This is a genomic window from Amycolatopsis sp. NPDC043887, from assembly GCF_056435665.1.
In genome coordinates, this window is sequence record NZ_JBWKEB010000023.1 from 47,880 (window position 1) to 61,911 (window position 14,032).

Below are 14,032 nucleotides of genomic sequence, written 5' to 3' on the forward strand. Positions count from 1 at the left end.
CACGTCCAAGTGTCATGAAAGGGTCGTTCAGGACGAAAAGTGTCCTGAACGACCCTTTCATGACATTCCCAGACGGCGTGACCGGCCAGTCGCGGCTCAGAGCGGGTTGTGCGCCCCCAGTGGCGCTGTGCAGAACGGTCCGCCGACGTACTCCGCCGCGACCCCGGTCGGCGCGGGCAGGTCGGCCAGCTGGTCGGCGTAGGTCTCCGCGTTGTCGAGCGATTTGTAGCCCAGGGCCTCGGCTTCGGCGAGCGAGTAGACCCGGCGCGTGTTGTCCGAGACGCCCCAGATCAGCCGGTAGCCGGGGGAGGGGTAGCTCAGGCAGGCCTCGAAGAGGCGCGCGCCGTCGTCGGGGGAGAGCCAGGTCGTCAGGCCGCGCGGGCCGAGGACGAGCGGGCTTTCGAAGCAGGAGCCGATCCGGATGACGATCACGTCCATGCCGAACCGCGAGTGGTACAGGCTGCCGAGCGCTTCGATGGCCGCCTTGCTGACGCCGTAGTAGGTGTCGGGCCGGGGCGTGGAGTCGGCGGGGAGGCCGTGCTCGCCCGCTTCGTCGTTGCGGCGGAAGCCGACGGAATGGTTGCTGGAAGCCAGGATCACGCGCGGCACACCGGCGGCTCGCGCGGCTTCGAGGACGGTATGGGTGCCGTTGATGTTGACGTCGAGGGTGGCTTCCCACGAGTTCTCGCGGCTGTGCCCGCCCAGGTGGATCAACGCGTCGACACCGGCGCACGCCTCCGTCATCGCCTCCGGGTCGGTCACCGAGGCGGTGATCAGCTCGACGCTCTCGCCGGCCTCGGCTTCGGGCTGCGGAGCCAGGTCGAGCAGCCGCAGTACCCGGCCGGATCGGCGCAGCCGCGGCCGCATCAGGGTGCCGACGATGCCCGCCGAGCCGGTGATCAGGACGCGCTGGTCTGCCATGTGAACCCCTTGTCAGTGAAAGAAAGTAGGGAATGATCAGCGGATGCCGGCGCGACGCAGTTGCTGGCCGAGTTCCGCGGTGATTTCGGCGAGGAGTTCGCCGACGCGCTGGGCATCGGCGTCGGTGACCTCGGTGACCGGCATGGAGCAGCTGATCGCGTCGGTGCCGGGGATGCGGTATGGGATCACGGCCGCGACGCACCGGACGCCGAGGCTGCCTTCCTCGATTTCCGCCGCATAGCCGCGTTCGCGGGTCTTCGCGCATTCGGCGTGCAGCGCTTCGACGGTGGTGATGGTGTTCGGGGTGAGCGCCGACAGCTCTCCGGTCAGGAGCCCGTCGATCTCGTCGTGCGTCAGCTCGGCCAGCAACGCCTTCCCCAGCGCGGTCGCGTGGGTGGGCAGCGTGCGGCCGACCCGGGACACGAGATGCGTCGAGTGCCGTGACTCGCGCGTCTCCAGGTAGACGACGTCGGTGCCCTCGCGGCGCGCGAAATGCGCGGTGTAGCCGGTCTTCTCCCGGATCCGCTCCAGCGCCTCGGTCGCGTACGGGACGACCGGGTCGCGGTCCAGATAGGCCGTGCCGCAGATCAGTGCGCGGACGCCGAGGCGGTAGCGGGCGGTGTTGGTGTCCACCTCCAGCCAGCCTGCTTCGAGCAGGGTGCGGAGCAGCCCGTGCAGGCTCGACCTGGGGAATCCGGTCCGCGCGTGGAGATCCGACAGCGAGAGCCAAACGTCGTTCGCGGCGAAGGTCTCGATGAGGTCGATCGCCCGCCGGGCCGATTTGACCCCGGCGGGTTCGGCGGCGGGCGCGCCGTTCGCCACTGTGACAGCGGCTTCCTGCTGTGGCATCCGCGCTCCTCCATCCGGCCGTTGACTTGTGACTCCGGCCATATTAGCGTCCCGAACAGCGTTCTTATGGATGAACATAATCACTATAACAGACTCCGTTCATGGATGTGAACAGGTCGGGCTGGGCCTTCGTGAACGCGGAGAGGAGTCAACGGTGCACGTACTCGACTGGGCGATGGTCTGCGCGTATTTCGCGTTGATGGTCGTGATCGGCTGGTGGTCGCACAAGCGGATCCACGATGTGAAGGACTTCTTCACCGCCGGGGGCCGAATGCCCTGGTGGCTGACCGGGATCTCGCATCACATGTCCGGCTACAGCGCGGTGCTGTTCGTGGCCTACGCGGGCGTGGCCTACACGAGCGGGATCACCGTCTACTTCTGGGGCATGGCCAGCATCGGCATCGGTGTCGGTATCGGCAGCTGGCTGTTCGCCGCACGGTGGAACAGGCTCCGGTCGAAGCTGGGGGTGGCGTCCCCGCTCGAGTACCTCGCGCGGCGGTTCAACGTCCCGACGCAACAGGCGCTCGCGTGGAGCGGCAGCCTGCTGAAGATCTTCGACATCGCGGCGAAGTGGTTCGCGATCGCCACGATCCTCAACGTCTTCGCCGGGGTGGACTACACCTGGGGCATCATCATCACCGGTTCGGTCACGCTGGTCTACTGCACCGTCGGCGGTCTCTGGGCCGACGCGCTCACCGACTTCGGCCAGTTCGTGATCCAGGCCATCGCGGCCATCGCCATGCTCTGGGTGGTGCTGGGCAAACTCGGCGGCGTCTCCGGTCTGTGGACGATGTGGGGCGACCTCCCGCCGAGCCACCTCAACCCGACCACGTCGAAGTTCACCACCGTAGTGCTACTCGTCTACGTGCTGGTGAAGACACTGGAGTACAACGGCGGTATGTGGAACCTGGCGCAGCGCTACATGGCCGCGCCGGATACGCACGCGGCACGCCGGGGCGCACGGCTCTCCTCGATCCTGTACCTGGTGTGGCCGCTGTTCATGATGTTCCCGATGTTCGCGGCACCGCTGCTGATCCCGAACATCGAGAACCCGGACAACGCCTACGCGATCATGACGACGACCTTCCTGCCGCCGGGCCTGATCGGGCTGGTGCTGGCAGGCATCTTCTCCCACACGATGGCGATGGTGTCGTCCGACGCGAACGCGATCTCCGCGGTCATCACCCGCGACATGCTGCCGGTGCTGATCAAGAAGACCCGGCGGTGGACCGAAGCGCAGGGTCTGCTGGCCGCCCGTATCACGACCGCGATCTTCATCGTGCTGACCATGGCGGTCGCCACGCAGGCCCCCAAACTCGGCGGTGTGCTCGGGATCGTGGTGCTCTGGGTCGCGGCCCTGATGGGCCCGATCTCGGTGCCGCTGCTGCTCGGCATGCTCCCCTGGTTCCGCCGGTCCGGCTCCCGTGCGGCGCTGATCTCGTGGGCGGGCGGTCTCATCGCCTACGCGATCGCCTACTACGGCTACAACGCCACCCTCGCGGTCACCGTGTCCACCCCGATCCTGGTCTCGCTGGGGCTGTTCATCGGGCTCGGCTACCTCATGCCCGAGCGCAAGGCCTCCACCGACGAGCTCATCGACACGATCGACCGCGACGACGACGTCCTACCCCGCAAGTCGCAGGACGGCACCACCGTGCCCGCCTGACCGGGCCCGTACCCGGGACCATCCACAAAGAACGAAAGAGAAATCCATGGCACAGCCCAAGATCGAACTCGACGGCCTACTGGCGTTCCCCTTGACCCCCTTCACCGAGGGGCTGGAACTCGACCTCGACGCGTTCGCGGAAACCGTCGAGAGCCACGTGGCCGCCGGAGCCGGTGCGCTGTTCGTCGCCTGCGGTACGGGCGAATTCAGCTCGCTGTCCCCGGACGAGCACGCAGCGATCCTGCGCAAGGCTCGTGAGGTCGTCGCCGGGCGTGTGCCCGTGTGGGTCGGCGCGGGCGGAGGCGCGGCGTCGGCCCGTGCCGGGATCGCGGCGGCGGAGGCGGGTGGCGCGGACGGCGTCCTCCTCCTGCCGCCGTACCTGGTGACCGGCCCGCCGTCCGGTCTGGTGGACCACGTCCGGTACGCCGTCGGGGACTCCTCGATCCCGGTGATCGTCTACCACCGTTCCACCGGCGTGTTCACCCCGGACTCGGCCGTGGAACTGCTCGGCATCCCGTCGGTGGTCGGCATCAAGGACGGCTTCGGCGACGTCGAGCTCATGAGCCGGATCATCACCACGATCCGCTCCGTCGGCACCGACCGCGCCCGGGATTTCCTGTTCTTCAACGGTCTTCCGACGGCGGAGGTCTCCGCGCGCGCCTACGCCGCGGTCGGCGTGGCGCGGTACTCCTCGGCAGTGCACTGCTTCGCCCCCGAGATCGCGGCCCGCTTCCACCGTGCGCTCGCGGAGAACGACGACGCCGTCATGGAGGCGCTGCTCGCCGGGTTCTACCTGCCGCTGGTGGCGCTGCGGGACGAAGGGAAGGGCTTCGCCGTGTCACTGGTCAAGGCCGCCGCGCGCCTGCGGGGTGACAAGGTCGGTTCGGTCCGGCCGCCGCTGGTCGAGCCCACCGCGGACCAGATCGCCCGCCTGGAGAAGGTCATCGACGGCGGGTTCGCCGTCCTCAAGTCCGTCGAGGCCGGTGCCTGAAGATGAAGGTTCTCGACGTCGTCCTGACCCCGGTCGCCTTCGCCGACCCCCCGCTGCTCAACGCGATGGGCGTGCACGAGCCCTTCGCGCTGCGCGGTGTCGTCCAGCTGATCTGCGAGGACGGTGTGGTCGGCCTCGGTGAGTCCTACGGTGACCTCGCGTTCCTCGACCAGGTCCGGAAGGTGCTCCCGGAACTGAAGGGACACGACGTGTTCGACCTTCCCGGCCTCCGCCGGAAGGTCGCCACCACCCTCGGCGAAGTCGTCTTCGCCGACGCGCACGGGCTCACCGGCGGCTTCTCCGTCAGCAAGACCGTCGCCAGCGTGTACTCGCTGTTCGAGGTGGCCGCGCTCGACGCGCAGGGCCACTATCTCGGCAGGCCCGTGGTGGACCTGCTCGGCGGCAAGGCGCGCGACGCCGTCGACTTCTCCGCCTACCTGTTCTACAAGTTCGGCGCCCACATCGGTGCCGACGAGGACTCGTGGGGCGAGGTGACCACGCCGGAGGCGCTCGTCGGCGAGGCACGCCGCATGGTGGAGGAGTACGGCTTCGGCTCCATCAAGCTCAAGGGCGGCGCCTTCGACCCCGACCAGGAGATGGACGGGATCCGCGCGCTCGCGGACGCGTTCCCGGACCACCCTCTCCGCATCGACCCGAACGCGGCGTGGACCGTCGAGACCGGGATCCGGGTCGCCGAAGAACTCGACGGCGTCCTGGAGTACCTCGAAGACCCGACGCCGGGCATCGAAGGCATGGCGCGGGTCGCGGAGAAGGCGAACATGCCGCTGGCCACGAACATGTGCGTCGTGCGCTTCGCGGACATCGAGCCGGCGTTCCGGCAGCGAGCGGTCGGCGTAATACTTTCGGACCATCATTACTGGGGTGGCCTGCGGGACACCCAAGCCCTGTCGACCACGGCGGAATGCTTCGACGTGGGGCTGTCCATGCATTCGAACAGTCATCTCGGGATCAGTCTGGCCGCTATGGTGCACGTGGCCGCGGCGACGCCGCACCTGACCTACGCCTGCGACACCCACTGGCCCTGGAAGACGGCCGACGTCATCGCCCCGGGTGCGCTGGAGTTCGTCGACGGTGCGGTCGCGGTGCCCGACAAGCCCGGGCTCGGGGTCGAACTCGACCCCGACGCGCTGGCGCGGGCCCATGAAGACTATGTCCGAAGTGGACAGACCAAACGGGATGACGTGACCTATATGCGGAAGTTCGTCGGAAGCTTCGAACCGAACACGGCACGGTGGTGACGAGGTGAAGGTCACCGGATACGCCTACCCCTGGGACGTTGTCGACGATCCCGGCTTCGTCGAGCGGGTACGGGAGCTCGGCGTCGACGAGGTCGCCGTCGCCGTGTCGTACCACAGCGCCCGCGCGGCGACGCCCTGGTCGCCCGAGCGCACCTCGGTCGTCGCGCGCCACGCGGCGCTGTACCGGCCGGTGCGCGAGGAGGCGTGGGGTGAGCTGAAGCCCGCCGAGCCGGACTGGGTCGAAAGCCGCGACAGCGCGGGCGACGCCGTCCGGACGCTGAACGAGGCGGGGATCCCGGCCGCGGCGTGGCTCGTGCTGACGCACAACTCCCAGCTGGGCACGGAGTTCCCGGATTTCACCGTGCGCAACTGCTTCGGCGAGCGGTATCCGTGGGCGCTGTGCCCCGGCCAGCCCGCGGTCCGGGAGTACGCGGCGAACGTGACGGCCGAAAGCCTCGCCGGGCTCGACTTCGCGACGGTCATCCTCGAGGCCTGCGGTCCGCTCGGCGCCGTGCACCAGCACCAGCACGAGAAGACCGACGGCGTCTGGTCGCCCGCGGTGGCCCGGCTGCTCTCGATCTGCTGCTGCGACGCCTGTCTCGACGCTTGGGCCGCGGCGGGGCAGGCCCCGGCGAAGGCGCTGGGCAAGCTGCGGGCCGAGGTCCGGCGGTTGATCGACAGCGGTGACCTCCGGGCGACCGAGGACAAGATCCTGCCCACCCTGCGGCAGGTCCTGCTCGACACACGGCAGCGGGCGACCGACGCCCTCCGGCGCGAGGTGATCGCGAAGATCCCTTCCGGGCCCCGGATCGTGCTGCACGGCGCGATGGACCCGTGGGTCACCGGCGCGCTGCCGGGGCTGACGCCGTCGGCCCCGGACGACGTCGACGCGGTGGTGCTGCAGAACTGGGCACCCGGCAGGCCCAGCGTGGGCGCCGTCGCGGCGGCGCGGGCGAAACTGCCGGAGAAGGTCGCCGTCGGCAGCTACATCACCGCGGTGGCGGCGGGCCCGGTCCCCGACATCGAGGCCTACACCATCGAACTCGGCAAGGCAGGCGCCACCGAGCTGCACCTGTACCACCTCGGCCTCGCCGGCCCGGGGCGCTGGGCGGATCTCATCGCCGCCGTCAGCGCCGCGCAAGAACTCTAGGAGACGCAAGAAAAATGAGCCAGGCAACGGATCCCGCCACGCTCGAACAGATCCTCGCGGCCGCCGCCGATGCGGCAGGCACAGCGGCGGCCGCGACCCCAGTCCAGCGCGCCGGATGGCTGAACGCCGCCGCGGACGCCCTCGACGCGGCCGCGGACGAGCTGATCGCGCTGGCCAACCGGGAGACGCATCTCCCGGCCTCGCCGCGACTGCAGGGAGAGCTGAAGCGCACGACTTTCCAGCTGCGCCTGTTCGGCGAGGTGCTGGCCGACGGCGCGTTCCTCGGCGCCACCGTCGACCACGCGGACGCCGCGTGGCCGATGGGACCGCGGCCGGACATCCGGCGGCTGCTCACCCCGATCGGACCGGTGCTGGTGTTCGCCGCCAGCAACTTCCCGTTCGCGTTCAGTGTCGCGGGCGGGGATACCGCGTCCGCGCTGGCCGCCGGTTGCCCGGTCGTGCTCAAGGCGCACTCGGGTCACCCGGAGCTGTCCGCCCGCACCGGCGACGTCCTGCGTGAAGCGCTGGTCGGGGCCGGCGCGCCGGAAGGGATCTTCGCGGTCATCCACGGCCAGCAGAACGGCGTCACGGCGCTGAAGGACCCGAGGATCCAGGCGGCGTCGTTCACCGGTTCGGTGCCGGGCGGGCGCGCGCTGTTCGACATCGCGACCTCGCGGCCGTCGCCGATCCCGTTCTACGGTGAACTCGGCAGCGTCAACCCAGTCGTCGTCACGCGGGCCGCGATCGACGCGCGCGGTGAAGCGATCGCCAAGGGCTACGCGGGTTCGTTCACCCTCGGTGCCGGCCAGTTCTGCACCAAGCCGGGGCTGCTGTTCCTGCCCGAGGGTCACGGCCTCGAAGACACGCTGCGCGAGGCCGTCGCGGCGATCCCGGCGCAGCCGATGCTCAACGAGCGTATCGCGGCCGGATTCGCCGACGGGCTGGCGAAGCTGAGCGACGTCGCCGGTGTCGAGGTGCTGTCGGAATCCGTTGGCGCGGAAGGGATCTCGCACGGTGCGACCCTGCTCGCCACCACCGCCAAGGCCTTCCTGGCCGACGCCGACACCGTCCGCGAGGAATGCTTCGGCCCCGCGTCGCTGATCGTCACCTACGCAGATCAGGACGAACTGATCAGCCTGCTCGGCGTGATGGAACCCGGCCTCACCGCGACCATCCAGGGTGAAGAGTCCGATGTGGACTGGATTCGCCCGGTGCTCCCGTCGCTGACCCGGGTCGCCGGTCGTCTGCTGTGGAACGACTGGCCGACCGGGGTCACGGTCACCTGGGCACAGGAACACGGTGGTCCCTACCCGGCGACCACCGCGCCGACCAGCACCTCGGTCGGCACCGCCGCGATCGAGCGGTTCCTGCGACCGATCGCCTGGCAGGGCTTCCCCGACACGCTGCTGCCGGAACCGTTGCAGGAGAACAACCCGTGGGACCTGCCCCGCAGGATCGACGGGAAACGCCAGTAAACCTCGTGAGTGGTAAGGACGGTTAGAACAGTCCTTACCACTCACGAGACCCACCACCCGCCGCCGCCCTTGATCCCGTCTCGACCCCCTTGGGAGGCACCGTCATGTCCGGATTCGGTCACTTCGACAGGAGAACGGCTTTGAGGGGAGGCGCGGCCGCGGCCGCTTCGGTGGCGCTCACGACCGCTCTCGCGAGCCCTTCGTCAGCGCGGCCCGCGGCTCCGGGTTCGGCCCCCATCGTCACCGGCTATCGCGAACTGCAGATCGGGATCAACCGGCCCTCGGCGGAACGCACCGCCGCGCTGGCGAACCTGGACCGGGTCGCGAAGGCCTACCACGACAGCATGACGGTCGGCGGCGGTCCACTGTGGAAAGACCTTCCGCTCGGTCCCGGCAGCGAGTTCACGACGTCGATGTACGCGCGGCTCCGCGCGATCGCGGTCAACTGGGGGACCCCGGGAGGCGCGCTGGCAGGCGATCCCGCCGTGCTCGCCCGGATCAAGGGCGCGCTGGAACTGCTGTACACCAGCGATCAGTACAGCGAGAAGACCGCCGAGATCGGCAACTGGTACACCTACGAGATCGGCATCCCGCTCTACCTGCTGCACATCCTCGCGACGGTCGCCGACGAACTGACCGAGGACGAACTCGCCAAGTACCTGAAGCCGGTGCTGAAGTTCTCCGGCGATCCGAACCGCCGCACCAACAATCCGAGCGTCGTCGAGACCGGCGCCAACCGTGCGGACAAGTCGACGATCTCCATCGTCTCCGGCGCGATGCTCGGCGACGTCGAACGGATCAAGCGGGGCGTCGGCGCGTTCACCGACGTCGAAGGCGGGGGAGCGGCAAGTGTCATCGCCAAACTCCACCGCGCGGCGGGCGACGGTTTCCACACCGACGGCTCGTTCCTGCAGCACGACTCGGTGCCGTATCCCGGGCATTACGGGATCATCCTGCTCACCGCGGTCGCGTCCGCCATCCACGTCACCAAGGGCACGGAGTTCGCACTGCCCGCCGACGTGCGCGAGGCGACGTACGCGCTGGTCTCCGACACGTTCGCGCCATTCGTCTACGCGGGTGCGATGATGGAGTCGGTCCGCGGCCGGTTCCTTTCGCGGCAAGGGGAATCCGCGTACGACATCGGGCACCAGCTCACCGGCGCCGTGGTCCTGCTGGCGCGGTCGGCGAGCGGGAAGCGCAAGGAAGAGCTCGGTGGCCTCGCCGCGAAGTGGATCACCGAAGACACTTTCGCGCCGTACCTTGAAATTCCCGATCCCGAACGGTTCGCGCCGGGGCCGGACCTCGTCGGCATCCCCGGTATCGAGTTCGCGCAGGAGCTGCTGGCGACCGAGATCCGGCCGGCGCGGACGGTCGCGGCGCATCGCGTGTTCGGCCAGCAGGACCGGATGGTGCACATCACCGAAGGCTGGTCGGCCTCGCTCGGCGTCGCCTCGACCCGGATTTCGCGGTACGAGTCGATCAACTCGATGAACCTGCACGGCTGGTACGTCGGTGACGGTTCGCTGTATCTGTTCCTGCCCAAGGCGAAGGGACATTTCACCGACGCCTACTGGCCGACGGTCGACCCGCTGTTGCTCCCGGGCACCACCACCAAGACCGGCCCGACCCCGAAACTGGAGTCGGTGCCGCTGACGAGCAAGGATCATTGCGGTGGTGTCCGCTGGGACGCGCGGCACGGCGCGCACGCCCTCGACTTCATCTCCCAAGACGGCACACTGACCGCGAAGAAGTCGTGGTTCTTCACGCCGTCGGGGGTGCTGTGCCTCGGCGCCGGGATCACCGACTCCTCCGGTGAGCGGATCCGCACCACGATCGAGAACCGCAACCTCGGTGAGAACGGCTCCGGTGTCCTGCTGGCCGATGGCCATCTCGTCGACGGCTCGGAGTCCTTGCGGCGCAAGCGATGGCTACATCTGGAGAAGGTCGGCGGCTACGTCCTGCTCGACGACGCCGAGGTCACCGCGCTGCGCGAGGACCGGACGGGGACCTGGCGCGACATCGACAAGGGCGCCAACACCAAGGGCACCACGGTGCCGTACACGCGGCGCTACCAGAAGCTGGTCATCGAACACGGGGCCAAGCCGTCGAACGCGAGCTACGCCTACGCCGTCCTTCCCACCGCGTCGGTGCTGGAGACGATCGCCTCGGCCTGGTCGTGGCGTGTGCGGTCCAACACCGCGACCGTGCAGGCCGTCCGGCTGTGGGACGCGACCCTGCTGGCGAACTTCTTCGCCGCGGGCTCCGTCGACGAGGTGTCGGTGTCCGGTCCGGCGTCGGTGGCGCTCGGCCGGACCCGCGACGGCTGGCGGATGGCCGTTTCGGACCCGACGCAGCGGCAGGACGTCCTGCGCGTGACCGTGCGGCGGAAGACCGTCGAGGTGCCGGTGAAGGACACCTTCGGCGCCACGCAGGTCGTCCGCGTTTAGGGGATTGAATGCGATGCGTCAGGTCGGCACCTGTGGGGATTCCCGGCCGCGGTCAATCTCAGGCTGGTCCGTGAAGGGCCCCTTACCTACCTTCAGGGTAGGTAAGGAGGCCTTCACGGCCGGACGCGCCCGCTCCTGCCTCTGACTCGATCGTGCCGACGATCCCCGGCCGACTGTCATTTAGGTCACGTTCTGACCTGAATGGTCCCTACGGTCATCTCATGACCGACATCGAGCAGTTCCGCATCGACATCCCGCAGTCCGATCTGGACGACCTGACCGACCGGCTGGCCCGCACCCGCTGGCCGTCGGCGCTGCCCGGTGCCGAGTGGAGCAGGGGCGTCCCGGTCGCGTACCTCAAGGACCTCGCCGAATACTGGCGAGACGGCTACGACTGGCGCGCGTACGAGAAGCGGCTCAACGACTTTCCGCAGTACACCACGACCATCGACGGACATCGGATCCACTTCCTGCACGTCCGCTCGCCGGAGCCGGACGCGATCCCGCTGATCATGACGCACAGCTGGCCGAATTCGATCGCCGAGTTCCTGAACGTCCTCGGACCGCTCACCGATCCGCGAGCCCACGGCCTCGACCCGTCGCGCGCCTTCCACGTCGTCGCGCCGTCCCTGCCGGGCTTCGGCTTCTCCCCGTTTCCCGAGCCGGCCGACGAGCGGCCGTGGGACATCGCGCGGGTGGCGCGGACCTGGGCGGAGCTGATGAGCCGTCTCGGCTACGAACGCTATGGCGCGCACGGGAACGACGCCGGAGCGCTGGTGACGCCCTGCCTCGCGGTGCACGTGCCCGAGCATGTCATCGGCTCGCACATCACCTCCGGACTCGGCGTGCCGACCGGCGATCCTGCCGAGTTCGAGGGGCTCACCGAACGGGATCAGGCGGATCTCGCGGGACTGTTGGAGCGTTTCGCGGGCGGCAGCGGATACGCGCCGTACCTGTCGAACCGGCCGCAGACGCTCAGTTTCGGCTTCCTCGATTCGCCGGTCGCGCAGCTGGCGTACCTGGTCGAACGGTTCAAGGAGTTCGACGGCTGGCCCGAAGGCGCGGCGCCCGCCGAGCCGATCGACCGCGACCTGCTGCTCACCAACGCGACGCTGTACTGGCTGACCGGGACTGGCGGCACCTCGCTGTGGCCGTACTACGAGGGAGCGGCCGCGATGCCGATCGACCAGACCGTGGTGCCGACCGGCGTCTCCCACGGCGGGCCGTCCGCGCTGCGCACGATCGCCACCCGCAAGAACGACATCGTGCGCTGGGCGGATCACGAGAGCCCGAGCCATATGGTCGCGATGGCCGTCCCGGACGACGTGGTGACCGAACTCCGCGAATTCTTCGGAAATCTCGCGAAGTGATGTCGAGCGGTGGTCGTCGGCTCCGACCCAGGGACGAAGCTAAAGTGCGAGCGACCCCATGGAGGAACCTGATGACCACCTCGTTCGAGACCGTGACCTCGGCTGACGGCACCGCGATCGCCTTCGAGCGCACGGGACAGGGCGCGCCGGTGATCCTGGTCGGCGGCGCGTTCAACGACCGGACGACCGTCGCCGGACTGGCCGCGACACTGGCCCCGCATTTCACCGTGATCGCCTATGACCGGCGAGGGCGGGGCGACAGCGGCGCGGGCGCGGTTTATTCGGTGGAACGCGAGGTCGAGGACCTTGCCGCGCTGGTCGAGCACGTCGATGGTTCGGCGGCGGTGTTCGGGCACTCGTCGGGTGCCGTGCTGGGGCTGGAGGCGGCGGCCAGAGGCGTCGCCATGACAAGCCTCGCCGTGTACGAGCCGCCGTATGTCGTCGACGACAGCCGTACGCGGCCCGCGCCCGACCTCTTCGACCGCGTCCGGGCGTTGATCGCCGACGGCGACCGCGACGGCGCGGCCGAGCTCTTCCTGGTCGAAGGGACGGCCACCCCGGCCGAGGTCGTGAAAGGGATGCGGGACGACGCGTTCTGGGCGTGGTTCACCGGACTCGCCCACACACTGCCCTACGACCTCGCGCTCTGCGGTCCCGGAAACGTGCTGCCCGCGGAAAGGCTGGCGAAGATTTCGGTGCCCACGCTGGTCATCGACGGTGGGGAGAGCGACGCCTGGATGCGGGCGGGCAGCCGCGCGGTCGCCGACACGGTCCCCGGCGCGCGGTACGCCACCGTCGAGGGGCAGGACCACGGCGTCCTCCACCAGCCGGACAGCTTGCGCGATCTGCTCAGCGAGTTTTTCGGCTGACAGGCTCGGCCTGTTCGAGCAGTTCGGCCAGCGCGGTCAGTGGCGGGCTGACGTGGCCGGTCCGCCAGACGAGACCGAGCTGACTGGACGCTTCCAGGCCGCGGACCGGGACGTAGCGCAGATCGGTGCGGGTGTGCTGTTCCGTCAACGGACGGCACACCAGCATCGCGTGCATCCCGGACGCCGCCAGCGCCATTCCCTGCTGGACGGTCGTGATCCCCGCGGTCGAGGGAATCGGCGTTCCCGACGGAGTGGCGGGCGGGGTGCGCGCGGCCTTCCAGTAGCCGGGGCCGTCACCGGCGCGGTGGAGCAGGTCGAGTTTCGCGAGATCTTCCCGATCGATCGACTCGCGCTCCGCGATGGGGTGACCGGTTCCGACCATCACGTACTGGTCTTGCGGCGGGAACCGGAAGCCGACCGTGAGCTCGGGTTCGTGGACCGGGAGTTCGGCGATGACGGCGTCGATCTCGCCGTCGAGCACGGCGGTGAACGGTGAGCCGAGCGGGACGTCGTGGGTGTGCACGGCCACGCCGTGCCGATCGCGCAGCGCGCGGAAGATCGAAGTGACCTCCTCGTAGACCATGCCGGTGAACCCGACCCGCAGTTCTTCGACGGCGCCGCGCATCGCCCGCTCACGCGCGCGCTCGAAGGTGCGGAGCAGCGCGCGGTAGGCGGGCCGGATCTCCCTGACGAACTGCGCGCCGACGCGGGTGAGCCCGACCTTGCGGCTGGTGCGCTCGACCAGTCGCGCGCCGACCCGTGTCTCCAGCGTGGCGATGAGCTGGCTCACTCGCGATTGCGAGTAGCCGAGCCGCTCTGCCGTATGCCCGAAATGCAGTTCCTCCGCCAAGGTGAGCAGGCATTCGATCTGCTGCAGATGCGCTTGGTGCATGGTCGGAAGCGCGTCACCCATACTCGGACGATAACACCGGATCGATGAGCCTGACTCATCGATCGATGAGGAAAGCGTCGTTGTTCCGGGTGCCGCGCGGTGATGGGCTGGACGGCATGAGTTCCTTTGTCTCTCACCCGGAT

The 14,032-nt window shown here is 69.0% G+C and carries 11 protein-coding genes; 8 read left to right on the forward strand and 3 right to left on the reverse strand.

What is annotated here, in order from left to right:
* Positions 1 to 96: 96 nt before the first annotated feature.
* Together AC069H_RS38705 and AC069H_RS38710 are read right to left on the reverse strand one after the other, a co-directional pair.
* Complete coding sequence (locus tag AC069H_RS38705) at positions 97 to 921, reverse strand: NAD-dependent epimerase/dehydratase family protein (RefSeq protein WP_478235615.1); 825 nt, start codon at positions 919 to 921, stop codon at positions 97 to 99.
* Positions 922 to 957: 36 nt separating this feature from the next.
* Positions 958 to 1,770 carry an IclR family transcriptional regulator gene (locus AC069H_RS38710; protein WP_378437356.1) on the reverse strand — a complete coding sequence of 271 codons (813 nt, stop codon included), beginning with the start codon at positions 1,768 to 1,770 and terminating at the stop codon, positions 958 to 960.
* Positions 1,771 to 1,924: 154 nt separating this feature from the next.
* On the opposite strand from AC069H_RS38710, the gene AC069H_RS38715 reads away from it, so the two are divergent.
* The 8 genes from AC069H_RS38715 to AC069H_RS38750 all read left to right on the forward strand — a co-directional run bounded on the left by AC069H_RS38715 (position 1,925) and on the right by AC069H_RS38750 (position 12,997).
* Complete coding sequence (locus AC069H_RS38715) at positions 1,925 to 3,436, forward strand: sodium:solute symporter family protein (RefSeq protein ID WP_478224849.1); 1,512 nt, start codon at positions 1,925 to 1,927, stop codon at positions 3,434 to 3,436.
* Positions 3,437 to 3,482: 46 nt separating this feature from the next.
* The gene (locus AC069H_RS38720; protein ID WP_478235616.1) at positions 3,483 to 4,427 is read left to right on the forward strand and encodes a 5-dehydro-4-deoxyglucarate dehydratase; all 945 of its coding nucleotides are present in this window, start codon (positions 3,483 to 3,485) and stop codon (positions 4,425 to 4,427) included.
* A 2-nt stretch (positions 4,428 to 4,429) separates the two neighbouring features.
* Positions 4,430 to 5,686, forward strand: coding sequence for a glucarate dehydratase family protein (locus tag AC069H_RS38725; protein ID WP_478235617.1), 1,257 nt, complete (start codon positions 4,430 to 4,432; stop codon positions 5,684 to 5,686).
* A gap of 4 nt (positions 5,687 to 5,690) precedes the next feature.
* On the forward strand, positions 5,691 to 6,836 hold the full coding sequence (locus AC069H_RS38730; protein ID WP_478235618.1) for a hypothetical protein: 1,146 nt from the start codon (positions 5,691 to 5,693) through the stop codon (positions 6,834 to 6,836).
* Between the two features lie 14 nt (positions 6,837 to 6,850).
* On the forward strand, positions 6,851 to 8,311 hold the full coding sequence (locus AC069H_RS38735) for an aldehyde dehydrogenase (NADP(+)) (protein ID WP_478235619.1): 1,461 nt from the start codon (positions 6,851 to 6,853) through the stop codon (positions 8,309 to 8,311).
* A 104-nt stretch (positions 8,312 to 8,415) separates the two neighbouring features.
* Entirely contained in the window at positions 8,416 to 10,758 is a 2,343-nt protein-coding gene (locus tag AC069H_RS38740; RefSeq protein WP_478224843.1) for a polysaccharide lyase 8 family protein, read from the forward strand.
* Between the two features lie 221 nt (positions 10,759 to 10,979).
* Complete coding sequence (locus AC069H_RS38745) at positions 10,980 to 12,128, forward strand: epoxide hydrolase family protein (RefSeq protein ID WP_478224842.1); 1,149 nt, start codon at positions 10,980 to 10,982, stop codon at positions 12,126 to 12,128.
* 71 nt (positions 12,129 to 12,199) lie between these two features.
* Positions 12,200 to 12,997, forward strand: a complete 798-nt coding sequence (locus tag AC069H_RS38750; RefSeq protein WP_478235620.1) for an alpha/beta fold hydrolase — start codon at positions 12,200 to 12,202, stop codon at positions 12,995 to 12,997.
* Here the strand turns inward: AC069H_RS38750 and AC069H_RS38755 are convergent.
* Positions 12,978 to 13,910 carry a LysR family transcriptional regulator gene (locus AC069H_RS38755; protein WP_478224840.1) on the reverse strand — a complete coding sequence of 311 codons (933 nt, stop codon included), beginning with the start codon at positions 13,908 to 13,910 and terminating at the stop codon, positions 12,978 to 12,980. The two genes, AC069H_RS38750 and AC069H_RS38755, sit on opposite strands and share 20 nt — an antisense overlap.
* Positions 13,911 to 14,032 lie beyond the last annotated feature (122 nt).